The following is an 18,096-nucleotide window of genomic DNA, read 5'->3' as shown; positions in this document are numbered from 1 at the left end:
TTTTATTGAAAATAATTCAATTGATATTATAAATCACTAAACAAATCACAATAATGATTTTAAAAAAAGAAAATTTATCAATGATTTTTTTTCTACCAACAATCTTTTAGATTAAAATAATTCACATAATATTGATTTTTATGAATTATTTTTCATAGATATGTTATAAATAATATTTTCACTTCATAAATTTTTAAAAAGAGCAAAAGAAATCAATGTTCATAGGAGTTTGAACGAAAAAATAAAAGCCATCTCTACTGAGACAGCTTTTTTATATTTTAAAATTTACCTAAATTTAATCAATATAAACAGGCAATAATATGTAAAATTTTCTTATCGCTTACTACTTACAGGAGTTCTGAATTCTCCGTATCCCATCAGACCATCATAATTTCTACCAAATGGAGCATAATACAGGAATCCCTGATACAAATTTTCCGTCTGCCAGAAATTTCCGTTTACTTCACCAAAATTCAGTGGTCCATTCGCTTCTTTGGTCACCAGCACATAGTTATAGAAACCTTGCTTCAAAAACATTCTGGCTACATATTGTTTGCTGGCTGCATCATACTGCATCTGATTTTCTTTACCTGGTTTAAAGTTATTAAACCCACCTAATACATAAATTTCCTTATCTACAGGATCAGATTCAAGGTAAAAATGCACCCATGAATAATCAGCTTCTCTTCCTGCATCTCTTTCTCTTCCCAAATCATTTCTTCTGTAATACCATGCTCCGTTAACGTCAGGTTGATATTGATAATTTAACGGAAATGCCCATACCGGATATAGATACGTTTGGTTGACATCATCTTTTATTTCAGTAGCGCGAACCATATCTGCCGACATATTCATGTTTTTATTGTCGAAGTAATAAAATTCATTATCTCCGGGAAAAACCAGATTCATTTGCTGGAAAAGCAATTGATTTCCTAAAACGCTGCTCGGCTTTAAATTCGGAATAACCATATTCGGGTTATTATTCTGCATGACGTTTAAACTCATAGAGTTCACATTTGAAGAAAGATCTCCTCCAGCCGGAACGGCTTTCACCTCTATTCTTTGATTTACATTAGGATTCTTTGCATCAGCAATTCTTGAAACATTCAAAGCTAATGATGCCCCATTCTCTACCACATAAAATCTTCTTTTGAAAAGTGGCTGATCTACCGAATCTTTATATACAATCAATTCAAAATTTCCTGAAATTTTTGGTTGAATTTTATTAGGGAAAGTCAGTGTGTAATGTGTATAAGCTTGTAATGTATTGAATGAATACTGAAACTGATCAATAAGGTCATTCATACTGCCGGTGGCAAACTCTGTAAAAAACAGATTATCATCATTCCAGTTTCGGTCATAATGTTTAATGGTATACCGATAGATCTGGCTGCCATTGGTGAGATCATCAAAACTCAGAACCAACTGTTCACCGAACTTTATGACAGGAGTTTCATCGTTGGTTTGTGGGTTAAACAGCTGGACACTCTGGATATTTTGTCCATATACCAGGCTTCCTAAAGAAAGTAAAAGTATGCGCAAAGTTTTCATTATGACGAAGATAACGAAAAATCGCCATTTTCTTAATAATATCGTATTTTTGAAATAAAAAAATTCAGATATGCTTCAGATTCAAGGCTTCGTATTCAATTTTGCGAGCGAAAATACATATATCCTTTACAACGAAAACAAAAATGCCTGGCTGATAGATCCGGGAAATATGAATACTCAGGAAACCCAGGCGATAGATAACTTTATTAAAGAGAATGAGTTAAACATTCAGAAAATTCTGCTTACCCATGCTCATATTGATCATGTATTTGGTCTTCAATGGGCATTTGATACTTTCAAAGTTCCCGTAAATATGCATCAGGAAGATCAGGAAGTATTAGACATGCTACAAGCTAGTGGAGTAAGGTTCGGAATCAAGGTTGATCCTGTAAAAGTAGATATCGAATATGTAAAAGAAGGAGATGAACTGGAACTGGATGGGGAGAAATTTAAAATACATCATGTTCCGGGACATTCTCCCGGAAGTGTGGTATACCATAATAATCAACAAAAGTTCATGATCTCCGGTGATGTTCTTTTTGAAGGAAGTATTGGTCGAACAGATCTATATAAAGGAAACTATGAACAACTGATTGATGGTATTAAAACAAAACTTTTCATTTTGGATGATGATACTCAGGTGTTCTCTGGCCACGGAAATCCTACGACCATCGGTTTTGAAAAGCAGTATAATCCGTTTTTAAAATAAACAATTTGAGAGGTTGAAGATCTGAGAGTATAAAGTATAAGTTACTTTTTGATTCTAAAATAATTTGCTATCAATGATACAGATTTCTTTTAGTGCCGCTACTAAAAAAAGTACATAAATCTGCGCTATCCTCTTGATTTGCGAGAGACAATAAAAATAAAACCGTCAGAAAAATAATTCTGACGGTTTCGTGTTATAAAGAAATAGAGTTTAGAAATCCAATGTAATGGAAGCTCTTGCTGCAGCTCCCATAATAGGTCTTGCCATGATGATACCATCTCCTGTTGGTGACCCGGCTCTAGGGTCTCCTTCAGTAATACCGATCGTATTAAAGATATTGGTTCCATCCACTGCAAAACGAATCTTTCCTAATTGATATGACATTCCTGCACCAAATTCTGTAAAAGAAGGCAGTGTTTGAACATTCAGTTCATCCTGGAAACGTTTTCCATAATAATTCATGCTTACATAAGCTCGCCACGATTTTGTAATATTCACAGCAGGGGCTATATTGAAATATATTTTAGGCATTCTCCTTACGGTATTTCCTTCCAGTAAACTTCCTGCTTCAAGGTTTTTGTATTTAGGATTCTGAAAGGTTCCGTTAAAAGCTACCTCAAGTACATTATTCAATAAGCGGGCATACCCTTCTATTTCTACCCCAAAATTTCTCGTATTGGCAAATATATTTTCTGATCTTCCATCAGAGAAAACATCAGTAAATGAAAGGTTTTTCAATGAGGAATAAAACGGAATCACTGCCACATCAAAAGTACGGGAGTAATATTTATACCCCACCTCCAGCTGATTTGTCGATACCGATTTTAAAGGTTTATCAGGGTTTGGATTCGAAAAATAATTATAATACGCTTCTTCATTTGGTGATCTGAATCCATTGGAGAATCTTGCGTAGACTGCGTTTTCTCTGTTAATCTTATAATTGGCAGCTAATGTAAAAGATACTTTATCGATCTCATAGTTCCAATAGGTAAATTTATTTCCAAGAACGCTCATGTTATCATCGGCAGTCGTAGTTGCAAAGCTATGAGTACCATCCGTGGTTAATCCCGAATTATCCAAATTGGCAGTCGTCGTATTGGCAAAGCTTCCTTTATAATAATCATGGCTATAACGAATTCCTCCATTTAAGCTCAATGCATCAGTAACATTGTAATCCAGATTTACATACAGATCATTTAAACTCCCCTGAGTCTGCGTATTTCTCTGCAGGAAAGTCATATCTGTAACGCCATTATAGGTTTTAGAATATCCAACTGCCGACGGACTAAGAGAAGGATCTACCAGATTCAATAACTCAGGTCGGTCTGTAGCTGTTGTCAGGATATTGCTCCAGTTCCAGTATTGCTGAGATTTCCAGTTGGATTTATAGAAACCGGCTGTCACATTCCCTTTATCAAATTTGTAATTGAACTGTAAATCATTAACAAAATTATCCATCTTTTTATCAATAGCCCAGAATCCTAATTTCTGAACATAAGCAGGATTTACAACTGCTCCGTTACTCACCAACGAGTATTGATAATTAGTCATTCCCATATCCTTTGCAAATTCGGACGCTGTTTTTGGGCCTCCTGCAGGAAAAATTCCCGTGTAATTCATATTGATATTGGTATATCGCGTTTTATTGAGAACACTGAAATTATTCCCAAGGTCATATTTAAATTCAGCTCCCAATACATCTACTTTCGGATGAATTCCATCTTCAAGATTTCTGCTGAAAAAACCGCCTCCTGCCTGTGGAATATTCAACTGACTGATTGCTCTATAGCTGTAAGTTCCGTAATTAGGATCAAAACCATCAAAGCCTTTTAGCTTATTTCCATTTTGAACTAAAGGAATAGGCAGGAAAAATGTATTTCTGTCATCTAATTTTTTGTAATACACTTTCACATAGCCTTTATCGAAGACGTATTTCAGGTTCATCCTGATCTGTCCGCCGTTATTTGCTTTAAAGCCAGTTTTTCTGATTCCGTCATCAGATCGGTAGAAACCACCTACATTGAAAAACAATTTATCTTTAACCAAAGCTCCTCCAAGATTAAGGTCTGTACGCATCAATCCATAGGTACTGGTTTCAATTTTTGCCGTTCCTTTAAAATCGTTCGTACCTTCTTTGGTAATAAAATTAATCAGACCTCCCGGAGAATTGGTAGCATAAATAGAACCGGATCCTCCTCTTAAAGCCTCTAATCGGCTTACAGTATTATCTACCCGGAAAAAATTATCTGCATTGGCAAACTGAAGAGCTCCATCTTCAAAAACCGGAAGCCCGTCTTCCTGTACCTGTACAAACTCATAGGCTCCTGCTGAAGGAATTCCTCTTGCAAAAAGGTTATTTCCTACTTCACCTCCAGACGTTTCAACCGCAAAACCAGGTACTCTCTGTAACAAAGCAGCAGCACTGATAGGATTTTGCTTTTGAATTTCTTTTGCGGTAAAGGTAGAAATCGCGGTACTGGATTCTATTTTTTTCTTAGGATTTGAGTTTCCTGTAATGACAATCTGATCAATAGAAGAAACTTTGGCAGAGTCCTGCGGAGTCTCCTGAGCATAGGCATTATTGAAATACAATGTTGCTGTAGCGGTGACTAAAAAGATTGATATTTTTTTCATAGCCTTATTTTTTATTGTTAGTTTCAGTTTTGTTGTAATTGTAAATACACTCCATTGGTCCAACCGAATCCGTCCTGATTGGGGTATTCCCCTCCGCCTGCTATTGTTTCTGTATCTAATGCATTGTATTTTTCCATAAGTTTTCCGGTGTTTTTGTATACTCTTTCTACATTAGAACACCAGTTATTCTTTATTTTTTCCGCCAGATCATTAAACCCGTAATCTTTCATTGCCTTAAAGCCAAGCCACTGATAAGGAGCCCAGGCATTAGGTAAATCCCATTGCTGGCCAGTTTTTTTTGTTGTGGTAACCAGCCCTCCCAGATATAAAAATTTATCCTCCGTATGCTGTGCTACCGCTTTAGCCTGCTCTTCATCTGCCAACCCCAAGAATAAAGGGTAAAGAGCAGCAATATGTTCAGACGGTGTTTTTGTGTTTTTTTTAATATGATAATCTTTGTAACTCTTCGTCTTTTCATCCCAGAAGTATTTGTTGATCATCTGTCTGCGTCCTGCTGCTCTTTCAGTAAAATAATTTTCCTTATTACTCAGACTCTGAAGTGCCGAAGATGTTGCCAAAGTCTTTTCTAAATGCCATAAAAGGCAGTTCAGATCAACTTCTGCAAGATTCAGTGTTTCAATCGTCTGTATATGTTCTCCGTCTGCAAACCATCTGCTGGAAAAATCCCAACCGGATTCACAGGCACTTCTTATATTTCTGTAAAACTCTTCTCCCAAAGCGTTTTCACTGTCTTCAATGTCTATTAAATAACTTTCAGGACGGGGTTCGTTTTCTGCATCATAATACCGGTTCAGAATATCACCCTCTGATGTTCTGACTACCCTTTTCATTTCGGAACCTTTTTCAAGTTCCTCTTCTCCGTTCATCCAGAAAGCATATTCCCTTTCTAACGTGTCATAATATTTTATATAAATGCTTTCATCTTTTGTTGTTTCAAAAAGAAGATCCAGCATCAACGAAAAATAAGGAGGCTGCGATCTGCTTAAAAAGTGTGTTCTACTTGCATTGGGGACAAATCCAACGTGTTGAATCAGATAAGAACAGTTTTCCACAATATTTTCCATCATCTCAACTCTTCCCGAAACCTGCAATCCTAACATGATAAAGTAGCTGTCCCAATAAAAGAATTCATTAAAACGTCCTCCGGGAACAATATAAGGTTTTGGTAATTTCAGAAGCGTCCCCTTCTCTTCATAAGCAGTGCGCGTCAATTCATCCCAAAGCTTTTCAATATGTTCTGTGATCGGAAGATTCTCTTCTTTCTGAACAGAAACTCCCGCTCCTAAAAAATCAAAATGAGCCATCACAAAAGCTTTCAAATCAAAACCTTCTGCACTTTTTTCTTTTTCATATTCCGCATTGATTTCTGCCACCGGAAACAATGGAACTGCATCCGTCATCATTTTTTGATCTTCAAAGATTTTTGCTCTCTGAACATCATCAAAAAGAACCTGAATTTCGTTGATATAAAGCTGACTATTCATTTTATTTGTTTGGATTTATTTTTAATTTATTCATAAAAATGGCTGATGTGATCAACAATGAAAGCGGAATTAAGGAAAGATAAAAAGCCTGCTGTCCACTGAATTCCTGAAATACGAAACCGGTGATGATGGAACCGATTGTCCCTCCGATTGCCGAAAAAACGACAATCAACCCGGACATGGCACTGTGTAAATATTTGGGTATTGAAGCTAAAATCACAGAATTAATACTCGGATAGATAGGTGCCAGTAAACCTCCCATTAACGGAAATAAATACACTACAAGAGGAGCATTGAGCCAGTTTGTATGGATATCAATATGAATATTGTGAGTTAAAGGAAGTACCAGCAACAAGCTGATCGCAAAACCAATCACACAGAAAGAGACAACGTAAATCCAGCTGAATTTCTTGGAAAAGAATCCGGACAGGAATCTTCCCAATGCAAAGGCCCCAGCTAAAACTGCTCCAGCCTGAATACTCATCGAAGTTGGTACTTTTAAAATCTCTTTATAAAAAGTAGGAGTCCATGTCTGAAAACTCTGCTCTACCAAAACAAAAAGAAAGGCACATAATAAAAAACACAATACTTTTTTATAACTGAATAAGCTTGCACTATTTTTTAGATCCCCCAGTAAATCTGTTTTCTCATTTTTAGCCTCTTTTTCATTAAGCTTTGAAAAGAATAAGAATAAAAATGACAAGGCTGAAAGTATCCCTAGTACCCAATACACATTCAGCCATTGGGTCGATTTCGGATTATGATCGTCGATATATAAACTGAACAATACATTCCCGGCCAACACTCCAATCATAAAAAAACCTTCCAGGTATCCCATGAAACTTGAATGCTCTTTATCCGTTTCTGTTACCAGCCCTATCGAAGTAAAAACAGATATTTTAATCAGGGCAAAAGAAACGCCCACAATAGCAAATAGTAGTTTAAAAAACCAAAAGGCATTCGCAAAAGGCATCACAAAACACATGCAACTAACCAAAAGTAATGCAATCAACATAGATTTTTTAATCCCTATTTTTGGTAAAAATGAAGCCAGAATAAACGAACATATGGCAATCGGAAGATCCTTGAATCCTTCCAGCACACTGGCAGAAGATTTTGAAATTCCGAAATTTTGCTGTACCTGCAAAATAACTGTGCCCACAGAATTCAGAAGAATTGCGAAAACAAAATAATTTAAAAATAATACAGCTTTTATGTTGAAATTTTTCATCCAGATCATTTCTTGTCGGCTAAGATAGAAGCATTTGCGTTAACGATAATTTAACACAGTAAATCAATATTTGAACTATATTAATATAATTAGTATTTTTAGTGGATAAATATGATTAATTAAATGAAAGTTACTTTTGAAAGAGTAATTCCCAACGACAAAAGCTCGTTCCGGACTATTCACAATAATTCCCCTATTTCAGAGTTCAAATGGGAATACCATTATCATCCTGAAATTGAACTGGTGTGTGTTATTTCCGGGAGCGGAACACGACATGTTGGTTATCATAAAAGCAATTATACAAATGGTGATCTCGTATTAATCGGATCCAATATTCCTCATTCGGGATTTGGATTAAATTCTATTGATCCTCATGAAGAAATTGTTCTTCAGTTTAAAGAGGAAATCCTACAATTTCCTCAACAGGAAACAGAAGCCAGATCTATTAAAAACCTTTTGGAGCTTTCAAAATATGGCATTCATTTTCATCATAAAGTAAAAAAAGCACTTTTACCAAAACTCAAACTTATTCTTGAATCTGAAGGTTACAAAAGATATCTTCTGCTGCTCGAAATTCTATTTGAACTATCAAAATGTGAAGACTTTGATCTTTTGAATAAAGAAATCATGCCCTACACTATTATTTCCAAAAACAAGACCCGCCTTGAAAACATCTTTACCTACGTAGAACATCATTACGATAAGGAAATTAATATTGATGAAGTAGCCAGACTGGCCAACCTTACACTACCGGCTTTCTGTAATTTTTTTAAAAAAGCAACCCAGATTACTTTTACTGAATTTGTGAACCGTTATAGAATTAACAAAGCATGTCTGCTGATGGCACAGGATAGGTCTATTTCAGAATGCAGCTACCAATGTGGTTTTAATAATGTGACGTATTTTAATAGAATGTTTAAAAAATATACAGGAAAAACACCGTCAGAGTTTATAAAGAATTATTCTCACAATAAAGTTAATGTTGATTTGAAAGTTGAGAATGAAGTTAAGAGTAAAGCCAGCTTTTAATGAATCCATCTATATAAGGGATTTTATGGAAACCCGTAAGGATATAAAATTGACATAGATTATTTTCGAAAAAATAATTTATTAACAATTTAAAACTACAAATTATGGCGATTAGAATTACATGTATCAACAAAAACAATGGCTATCATGAAAATCCAGACTTAGCGATTACTCATTTAGGATGGATTGATGATAACGGAAAAACAGGAAGAAACAAGAGAGTAGAAATTTACAATTGGATTAAAAATGAAAAAGGGGAAGCTTATGTTGCCGACATCTACGGAAACAGAGCTAGAGTTATTACTGCTGAGACTAATAATGGTACTCAATATTTGAAAACTGAAGCTGATAATTCAACGAAAAACAATTTACTATCACTTCCTGAGTGCAGTTAAAAGATTAATATTAAAAAAGCTGTTCCCAGAAAAGAACAGCTTTATATTATATTCATTAAAAAATGTAAGAATATAAAAAGCTTTTTCAACTTTCAATTCCCCATTTTCAATTCAATATTATTTCCATTTAATATTACATCCCATGCTTGGTCTTTGAATTTCCTCTTGGGGCTCTCCTGCCAAAAGATTTTCAAAAGCAATAATCAAATCTTCTCCGGTCACATCTTTATTATTTCCCGGTCTTGAATCATCCATCTGACCTCTGTATACAAGATCCAACTTATCATCAAAGAAATAAAAATCAGGAGTACATGCAGCTTCATATGCTTTTGCTATTGCCTGGCTTTCATCAAATAAATAAGGAAAATCGAAGTTTCTTTCAATCTGGAATTCAATCATTTTTTCAGGTGCATCTGCCGGATATTTTTCAATATCATTAGCATTGATAGCAATGAATTCAATTCCACGCTCATTATAGTCTTCATATAATTCATTGATCTTGTCAATTACATGAAGAACAAACGGACAATGGTTGCACATAAAGATCACCAATGTTCCTTTTTCTCCTTTCAGTTCCTCTAAAGACTGAAGTTCATTCGTTTTTGACGGGTTAGGAAGCTCAAAAAACGGAGCTTTCGTTCCTAATGCCAACATATTTGAGGGAGTATTCATATCCTTTTTTCTTTAGTTCACAAAGATAAAAATTTCTTTGATTATATGGGCAATGAAGATCGATACAGGAAATGAAACTATAAAACATTTGCATTTTTTATTTGTACTCATTGACTCAGCCTATTTACCCTATTAATTTTTACAATAACCTCAATAATATACACTTAAAATACTTTCCACTCTCATTTTTTTACTTCCACGTCCTTTTCTGTACACTCCTTTTTAAGATTAAATCAAAATAAGGTTTGGAAGATATCTTAAAAAGTTTGTAGTTTTGCTAACACTGTTAGAAAAGAAATATCATGGGCCTACATGAACGTCGTCAAAGAGAAAAAGAATCCATTCGTGCAAATATTTTGCAGGCGGCTTTTACTTTGGCTAAAACTGAAGGCTGGGGATCACTTTCCATGCGTAAAATAGCTGATGCTATTGAATACAGTGCACCGGTAGTATATGATTATTTCGAAAATAAAGAAGCTATCCTGTTTGAAATTTCTCTGGACGGCTTTCACAAACTACATATAGAATTATTAAAAGCTCAGCAAAAACAGAAAACGCCTGAAGACCAGCTTGTAGCCATCGTAGATGCATACTGGAATTTTGCTTTCAAGAATAAGGAATATTATCAGCTGATGTTTGGTTTAGGAATGCAATGTTGTGGTAAAGGTCAGATGAAGAAGGAATTCTCATCATTCCAGGAACTTATTTATGAGTGTACTCTTGAGATCATTAAGAAAAACGGATCTAATCCGGATAATGCCTGTCATATGTCTCATGCTTTATTTTCAGCAGTACACGGTATGATCTCCATTATGATGATGCGTACTGCAGATATACCATCTACCATGAATAAAACATCTTTGGACGAAACTGTTTCATCTTTTATTAAGTCTTTGTAAAATTTTTTTGAACTCAATATTAACACCGTTAGGAAACTTAACACTTAATTAATTTAAGTAATTCATTTAAAATTAATTAAAAACAAAAACCATTTATGCAAAACTTTCACCCATCAGAAAATTAAAGGTAGACATTTTTTTCAATTAATTAACACCGTTAGTAAAAATAACACGAATACACCTCAACTTTTTTATATATCAAACAACATTAAACATTTATTCAATTATGGAAACTATCGACTTAATCGGGCATTAAAGAATCTGTAATTTTTTTTGAACATTTTATTAACACTGTTAGGAAAAAATACAGCATTTATTAGCAAAAACATTACTTAAATCTAACACTTCATTAAAAAAATTAAACCAAAATGAAAATACCTGGAAAAACAAGGTTTATTGTACTTATTGCAAGTATAATTCTTTTACAAAGCTGTACGAAAGCTGCTGAAGGATCCAATGCCGCGCCACCAGCTCCTGAACTTCCGGTTTATACCGTTATTACCTCTCCTGCTACGACATATCAAGAATTCCCGACAGCTTTGGAGGGAAAAAATAATGTAGAAATAAGATCGCAGGTAGATGGATATTTAGATAGAATTTATGTGGAAGAAGGGGCTTATGTAAGAGCCGGACAACCATTATTTAAAATAGATTCAAGAAGCTATGGCGAACAGATGAATATGGCTCAGGCCAACCTTCAGGCTGCCAACGCCAATATTGAAAAAGCAAGAGTGGAAGTGGACAGACTTCAGCCTCTGGTAGCTGCAAAAGTAGTATCTGATGTACAATTGAAAACAGCAAAAGCCAATTATGCAGCCGCTGTAGCAGCCGCTTCACAGGCAAGAGCCTCTGTAGGAAGCGCAAAAATCAATGTAGGATTTACGACTATTACAGCACCTGTAAGTGGATATATCGGGAGAATTCCTTATAAAAAAGGAAGTCTGATCTCCAGAACAGATCCTAATCCATTGACTTTATTATCCGATATCAGTGAAATCTATGCTTATTTCTCTTTAAGTGAACTTGATTTTATTGCTTTCCAAAATAAATATCCGGGAGGAACTTTAGAGGAAAAACTGAAAAATATGCCCATGGTAGAATTGGTGATTGCCGACAACAGTACATATCCTGAAAAAGGAAGATTAAGTATTGTAGACGGACAGTTTGACAAAACAACGGGAGCAATCAGTGTACGTGCTGTTTTCCCTAATGACAACGGGACTTTGAGAACAGGAAATACAGGAAGAGTTCGTATGCCTCAACTGATTTCCAATGCAGTGGTTATTCCTCAGGAATCTACTTTCGAAATTCAGGATAAAACCTATGTATATGTTATGGGTAAAGATCAGAAAGTAACCGGAAAACCTATTAAAATATCCGGAAAAACAGACAGCTATTACTTTATTTCTGAAGGGCTTTCTCCGGGTGAGAAAATCGTTTATACCGGAATTGGAAATTTAAAGGACGGAGCATCTATCAAGCCGAAAAATATTTCATCCGACAGCTTGTTGAGAGCAAAACCTTTATAGTCAGTTTCAGATACAGAAGACTTAAAAAAATAAACTTCTTATGTTAAAACAATTTATAGAAAGACCGGTACTTTCAACGGTCATCTCCATCATACTCTTATTATTGGGAGCTTTATCTCTCTTTAATTTACCCATTGCCCTCTTCCCCGATATTGCTCCACCAAGTGTTCAGGTAACGGCATTTTATCCGGGAGCGAATGCTGAGGTTGTAGCACGTTCGGTAGCCACTCCTATTGAGGAGGCGGTAAACGGGGTTGAAAATATGACCTATATGACCTCGAATTCCAGTAACGACGGTACTATGACCCTGAGCGTTTATTTCAAACAGGGGTCAGATCCTGATAACGCCGCCGTAAACGTGCAAAACCGTGTATCGAAAGCGATGAGTCAGCTTCCTCAGGAAGTTGTACAAGCCGGAATTTCAACACAAAAAGTTCAGAACAGTATGATCATGTTCATGGGATTAACCAGTGAGGATGAAAAACAATACGATGAACTATTTCTTCAAAATTACCTGAAGATCAATGTTATCCCACAAATACAGCGTATTCCGGGAGTAGCTCAGGCACAGGTATTTGGAACAAGAGATTACTCTATGAGAATCTGGTTGAAACCGGATCGACTGGCAGCGAATAACCTTTCTCCACAGGAAGTTCTGGGAGCTGTTAAAGATCATAATCTTGAAGCTGCCCCGGGTCGTCTTGGACAAGGAAGTAAAGAAACGTATGAGTATATTCTTAAATATAAAGGAAAACTGAATAAGAATGAAGACTATGAAAACATTGCCATTAAAGCCAATAGTGATGGTTCTTTCCTACGTTTAAAAGATGTAGCGAGAGTAGAATTCGGTTCTTATACTTATACCGCTACCAACAGAGTAGACGGGAAACCTGTAGCAGGATTTGCCATCCTACAAACGGCGGGATCCAACGCGAATGAAATCCTTACTGAAATCGAAAAGCAGGTGAAAGTAATGGAAACCACATTACCTAAAGGAGTGAAGCCTATCATTATGTATAATTCCAAAGACTTTTTGGATGCTTCTATTCATCAGGTGGTGGAAACACTTGTTATCGCTTTTATCCTTGTATTTATTGTAGTATATATTTTCCTTCAGGATTTCAGATCTACTTTAATTCCTGCGATTGCGGTACCGGTTGCCATCATTGGTACTTTCTTCTTCCTGCAGTTGTTTGGATTCAGTATCAACATGCTTACCTTGTTTGCACTGGTTCTGGCCATTGGTATTGTGGTGGATGATGCCATTGTGGTAGTAGAGGCCGTCCATTCCAAAATGGAACAAACCGGAATGCCGGTTGAGCAGGCAACCATGAATTCTATGAGTGAAATTTCCGGAGCAATTATCTCTATCACACTGGTAATGTGTGCGGTATTCATTCCGGTTGGCTTCATGCAGGGACCTGCGGGAGTTTTCTACAGACAGTTTGCTTTCACATTAGCGATTGCTATTCTTATTTCTGCAGTTAATGCATTAACGTTAAGCCCGGCATTATGTGCTATGTTCCTGAATGATCCTCAGGGAGAACATGGGGAACATGGTCATAAAACAGGTTTTGGAGCGAGATTCTTCAATGCCTTCAATGCCATCTTCAACAGCATGACCAGAAAATATATTTACAGCCTTAAATTTTTAATTAAAAATAAATGGGTGGCCATTGGAGGTCTTGCTCTTATTACGGCAACAAGTGTATTCCTTATTAAAAAAGCTCCATCAGGATTCATTCCAACAGAGGACCAGGGATTTGTATTATATGCAGTGAATACTCCTCCGGGAAGCTCACTGGAAAGAACACACAGAGCTACTGAACAGATTGATAAAATCATCAATGCTGAAAAAGCGACCAATCACCTTTGGGTAGCAGATGGAATGAACTTTATCAGTAATGCCAATGCATCTCCATATTCTGCAGGTTTTATTAAACTGAAAGATTATGATAAACGAGGTGAAATGAATGATCCCGATCAGATTGCCGCAGCATTAACAGGAAAGGTAAGTCAGGTGAAAGATGCTAACGCATTCTTCTTCAACTTCCCTACTGTACAAGGTTTCGGTAATGTTTCCGGTTTTGAATTTATGCTTCAGGATAAAACCAACAGTTCTTTTGAACAATTGGGAACAACAACTCAAAAATTTATTGGCGAATTGATGAAGCGTCCTGAAATTGCTTTCGCGTTTACCACGTATGCAGCAGGAAACCCTCAGTACATAATTGATGTAGATACTGACAAGGCAAACCAACTGGGAGTTTCTGTAACAGATTTGATGCAGACCATGCAGATTTATTTCGGAAGTAGCTTCGTATCTGATTTCAACCGATTCGGAAAATACTACCGTGTAATGGCTCAGGCAGATATTCCTTACCGTACGGATGCCAACTCTCTGGAAGGGATTTATGTGAAAAATAAAATGGGTGAAATGGTTCCGGCAAAAACACTGGTGACTTTAAAAAGAACCTTTGGACCTGAAACGGTAACCAGAAACAACTTGTTCAACGCGGTAACCATTAACGGAACTCCAAAACCAGGTTACAGTACCGGGGATGCCATTAAAGCAGTAGAGGAAGTAGCTCAACAGTCATTACCAAGAGGATACGGCTATGAGTGGACAGGAATTACACGTGAAGAAATTAAAACAGGAGGACAAACTGTATTTATCTTCTTATTAAGTATTTTGTTTGTGTACTTTTTACTGGCAGCACAATATGAAAGTTATATTCTTCCATTTGCTATTATCCTTACCATTCCCACAGGAGTATTTGGGGTATTTGCTTTCACCGGACTCGCAGGAATTGACAATAATATTTATGTTCAGGTGGGATTAATCATGCTGGTAGGGTTATTAGCCAAAAATGCCATCCTGATTGTAGAATTTGCCGTCCAGAGAAGAAAAGCAGGAAAATCATTGATTGAATCTGCACTTCAGGCTTCAAGATTACGTTTAAGACCAATTCTGATGACCTCCTTTGCGTTTATCGTGGGAATGCTTCCATTGGTTTGGACCCAGGGAGCTTCTGCTAAAGGAAATCACTCTATCGGATACAGTACCGTAGGAGGAATGCTTACAGGGGTAATCTTCGGAATCTTTATTATTCCGGTAATGTATGTGATCTTCCAGTATCTGCATGAAAAAATGCCAAGCAGAAAAAAGAAAAGACTTCAAAGACAACAACTGGAAGCAGAACTTTTATCAAGTCCTCATTAATATATAATGAACAACAAAACTTTGAGCAAATTTTAAAACAAAAAATTGATTTAAAATTCTATTAAGCAGGTAAAGCTGATCAGATGAATTCATCAAACGGTTCCCTTACTTAATGGTTTGGAAAGTGAAGTATTTTCTCCTACTAAAGACAATCTCATCGGTACGAATCTCTCAAAGTTTTGTATTCACTTAAAAGTTTAACAACTATGAAAAGATTAAAAAATATAATTCTAACATTCGCAATAGCATTAGGAGCCGTTTCGTGTGTGTCAAAAATGGCATTCAAAGAACCGGACCTGCCGCTTCCTGAAAAGTTTCAATACACTGCCACTGCCGATACCGCCAGTGTTGCTAACCTGGAATGGAAACAATTTTTCAATGATCCGACTCTGCAGGAATTAATTGAAAGAGGGATCAAAAATAATTATGACCTTCAGATTGCTTTAAAACAAGTCGCTGCTTCACAGGAAAAACTGAAACAAGCGAAATATATGCAGTATCCTGATGTAGGTTTTGGAGTAAGCGGACAGATTTCAAAGCCGTCTAAAAACAGTATGAACGGACAAAGTTTAAATCTGTTTTTAGGGCAAAGCCATGTTGAAGATTATAATGCAGCCTTCAATCTTTCCTGGGAAGCTGATATTTGGGGAAAAATTAAAAATCAGCAGGAAGTTTCAAGAATGCAGTATCTTCAGACTTATGAAGGATCAAAAGCGATTCAGACTCAGGTCGTAGCAGCTATAGCTCAGGGATATTACAATCTTCTGATGCTTGATAAGCAATTGGGTATAGCAAAATCTAACCTGGAATTGACTAATAATACGTTACTGATTACTCAGAAAATGTGGGAAAGTGGCGACACCACCTCTTTAGGAGTACAACAAGCTAGTGCACAGAAACAGGCTACGGAACTTCTGATTACCCAGTTGGAACAAAATATTGCCATTCAGGAAAATGCATTAAGTATTCTGGTTGGAGAAACACCCAACAAGGTGAACAGAACCATCGAAATGTCTGACACTTCCCTACCTCAAAATATTTCTGCCGGACTTCCTGCCGCTATGGTCAGCCGAAGACCGGACGTACGTCAACAGGAACTTGTTTTACTGGAATCCAATGCTATGGTAGGAATTGCCCAGGCCAATATGTATCCTGCCTTAAAAATTACAGCTAACGGAGGGGTTAATTCTTTCAAGTTTGACAACTGGTTCCAGATTCCGGCTTCTTTATTCGGGTCGGTATTAGGAGGAATTACTCAACCCATCTTTCAGAAGAGACAGTTGAAAACCGATCTTGAAGTAGCCAAAATACAAAGAGAGAAAAATGTGCTGGCATTTCGTCAATCAGTACTGAACGCTGTAGGCGAAGTCTCTGACGCTTTGGTTTCTAATGAAAGCTTAAAAGCTCAGGAACAAAAAGCAGCAGAGCAGGCTACAACCTTAAAGGACGGAATTAAAAGTGCCCAGCTTCTTTACAGAGGAGGTTCAGCCAATTATCTTGAAGTGATTACCGCACAGGGAAATTCTCTTCAGGCAGAGCTCAACCTGGCTTCCATTAAAAGACAGAGATTAAGCAGCATTGTAGATTTATACAGAGCGCTAGGCGGCGGTTGGAAGTAGTAAATAAATTATATTGTTTGAATGCGGTTCTCAGGAGCCGCATTTTTATTTTCTAAAAAGTAATCATAGATATCTGCAAAACCATCGTGATTAGCGTGAAACAATAAAATCTTGCAGATTGAAAAGATGAGACAGATTAAATTTATCCGCAATTATTCTTGAAACTGTCCAGAAATCCATTGAAGTAAATCTTCATAATCCTGCTGAGAATATCCAAGCTGTAAATAATGAATATCATCCGCTTTTCTGTACCATGTCAGCTGACGTTTAGCGTATCTGCGGCTATTTTTTTTAATTTCAGAAACGGCAAAATCAAGATCCCATTCTCCGTCAAAATATTTAAAAAGTTCGGAATACCCGACAGTATTTAAAGCTGTCAGCCCTTTAAATTTTTCAAGACCTTTTACCTCATCCAGCAGACCATTTTCCATCATGATATCTACCCTACGGTTAATTCTGTCGTATAATTCTTCCCTTGGCGCTTCAATTCCAATCCGGATCACATTAAAATCTCTGGAATCCTGCGAAACGGCAATCTGTTCTGAATATTTTTTGTTGGTTTGCCAGATGACATCAATTGCTCTGAGAAGTCGGCGATGATTATGAATATCTACGGTAGCAAAATATTCAGGATCTAATTCCTGTAAAATTTCCTGAAGTTTTTCAACTCCCTCCTGCTCCATGATTTTCTGAAGTCTTTCCTGATTTCCCGAATTAGCTTCAGGTAAATCATTCAACCCTTCAATAACGGCTTTTTCATACATCATACTTCCGCCCACAAGAATAACGGTATCATGAATTGCAAAAAGTTCATTGAGTTTTTGTAAGGCATCCTCTTCATATTGCCCTATAGAATAATAGTCTTCTACGGAAAGATTTCCTATAAAATGATGATGTGCTGCGGCTAATTCTTCCTCAGAAGGTGCTGCTGTACCAATTTTCATTTCCTTAAAAAACTGTCTGGAATCGCAGGAAATAATCTCCGTATTGAAATGTTGAGCCAGATCAATTGCCAATCTCGTTTTACCAATTCCGGTGGGTCCTACTACAGAAATCAAATTTTTCACATTGCTAATTTAAATGTTTATCTTTGTACAACA

At 36.5% G+C, this 18,096-nt stretch carries 13 protein-coding genes; 7 read left to right on the top strand and 6 right to left on the bottom strand.

Annotation, left to right across the window (positions count from 1 at the left end; translation table 11 throughout):
- Positions 1–333: 333 nt before the first annotated feature.
- A complete protein-coding gene (locus C1631_RS09270; protein ID WP_103247668.1) occupies positions 334–1,551 on the bottom strand; it encodes a type IX secretion system plug protein in 1,218 nt (405 codons plus the stop codon).
- A gap of 70 nt (positions 1,552–1,621) precedes the next feature.
- Here C1631_RS09270 and C1631_RS09265 point away from each other — a divergent pair, with 70 nt between their 5' ends.
- Complete coding sequence (locus C1631_RS09265; protein WP_103247667.1) at positions 1,622–2,260, top strand: MBL fold metallo-hydrolase; 639 nt, start codon at positions 1,622–1,624, stop codon at positions 2,258–2,260.
- A gap of 210 nt (positions 2,261–2,470) precedes the next feature.
- Here the strand turns inward: C1631_RS09265 and C1631_RS09260 are convergent, their stop codons facing one another.
- From C1631_RS09260 to C1631_RS09250, 3 genes are read right to left on the bottom strand one after another with little or no spacing between them, the layout of a single operon-like run.
- Complete coding sequence (locus tag C1631_RS09260) at positions 2,471–4,894, bottom strand: TonB-dependent receptor (RefSeq protein WP_109711817.1); 2,424 nt, start codon at positions 4,892–4,894, stop codon at positions 2,471–2,473.
- Between the two features lie 23 nt (positions 4,895–4,917).
- Entirely contained in the window at positions 4,918–6,399 is a 1,482-nt protein-coding gene (locus C1631_RS09255) for a trehalase family glycosidase (protein WP_109711815.1), read from the bottom strand.
- A 1-nt stretch (position 6,400) separates the two neighbouring features.
- On the bottom strand, positions 6,401–7,630 hold the full coding sequence (locus C1631_RS09250) for an MFS transporter (RefSeq protein WP_109711813.1): 1,230 nt from the start codon (positions 7,628–7,630) through the stop codon (positions 6,401–6,403).
- A 123-nt stretch (positions 7,631–7,753) separates the two neighbouring features.
- Between C1631_RS09250 and C1631_RS09245 the strand changes: the two genes are divergently transcribed.
- Both C1631_RS09245 and C1631_RS09240 read left to right on the top strand, forming a co-directional pair.
- Positions 7,754–8,659: an AraC family transcriptional regulator gene (locus tag C1631_RS09245; protein ID WP_109711811.1), complete on the top strand. Its 906-nt coding sequence runs from the start codon at positions 7,754–7,756 to the stop codon at positions 8,657–8,659.
- A 104-nt stretch (positions 8,660–8,763) separates the two neighbouring features.
- Complete coding sequence (locus C1631_RS09240; RefSeq protein WP_103248161.1) at positions 8,764–9,054, top strand: DUF3892 domain-containing protein; 291 nt, start codon at positions 8,764–8,766, stop codon at positions 9,052–9,054.
- Between the two features lie 117 nt (positions 9,055–9,171).
- On the opposite strand, the gene C1631_RS09235 is transcribed toward C1631_RS09240, so the two are convergent.
- A complete protein-coding gene (locus C1631_RS09235) occupies positions 9,172–9,726 on the bottom strand; it encodes a thioredoxin family protein (RefSeq protein WP_103248160.1) in 555 nt (184 codons plus the stop codon).
- 302 nt (positions 9,727–10,028) lie between these two features.
- On the opposite strand from C1631_RS09235, the gene C1631_RS09230 reads away from it, so the two are divergent.
- The 4 genes from C1631_RS09230 to C1631_RS09215 all read left to right on the top strand — a co-directional run bounded on the left by C1631_RS09230 (position 10,029) and on the right by C1631_RS09215 (position 16,996).
- Complete coding sequence (locus C1631_RS09230) at positions 10,029–10,625, top strand: TetR/AcrR family transcriptional regulator (RefSeq protein ID WP_103248159.1); 597 nt, start codon at positions 10,029–10,031, stop codon at positions 10,623–10,625.
- Between the two features lie 368 nt (positions 10,626–10,993).
- Complete coding sequence (locus C1631_RS09225; RefSeq protein ID WP_103248158.1) at positions 10,994–12,154, top strand: efflux RND transporter periplasmic adaptor subunit; 1,161 nt, start codon at positions 10,994–10,996, stop codon at positions 12,152–12,154.
- A gap of 40 nt (positions 12,155–12,194) precedes the next feature.
- On the top strand, positions 12,195–15,377 hold the full coding sequence (locus C1631_RS09220; RefSeq protein ID WP_103248157.1) for an efflux RND transporter permease subunit: 3,183 nt from the start codon (positions 12,195–12,197) through the stop codon (positions 15,375–15,377).
- A gap of 206 nt (positions 15,378–15,583) precedes the next feature.
- The gene (locus C1631_RS09215; protein WP_103248156.1) at positions 15,584–16,996 is read left to right on the top strand and encodes an efflux transporter outer membrane subunit; all 1,413 of its coding nucleotides are present in this window, start codon (positions 15,584–15,586) and stop codon (positions 16,994–16,996) included.
- A gap of 152 nt (positions 16,997–17,148) precedes the next feature.
- Here the strand turns inward: C1631_RS09215 and miaA are convergent, their stop codons facing one another.
- Positions 17,149–18,063: a tRNA (adenosine(37)-N6)-dimethylallyltransferase MiaA gene (miaA, locus tag C1631_RS09210; RefSeq protein ID WP_109711809.1), complete on the bottom strand. Its 915-nt coding sequence runs from the start codon at positions 18,061–18,063 to the stop codon at positions 17,149–17,151.
- Positions 18,064–18,096 lie beyond the last annotated feature (33 nt).

Source organism: Chryseobacterium phosphatilyticum, from assembly GCF_002899825.2.
Classification (GTDB): Bacteria; Bacteroidota; Bacteroidia; order Flavobacteriales; family Weeksellaceae; genus Chryseobacterium; species Chryseobacterium phosphatilyticum.
Note: the sequence above shows the minus strand (reverse complement) of the source record. Positions and strands in the feature narration are given on the sequence as shown.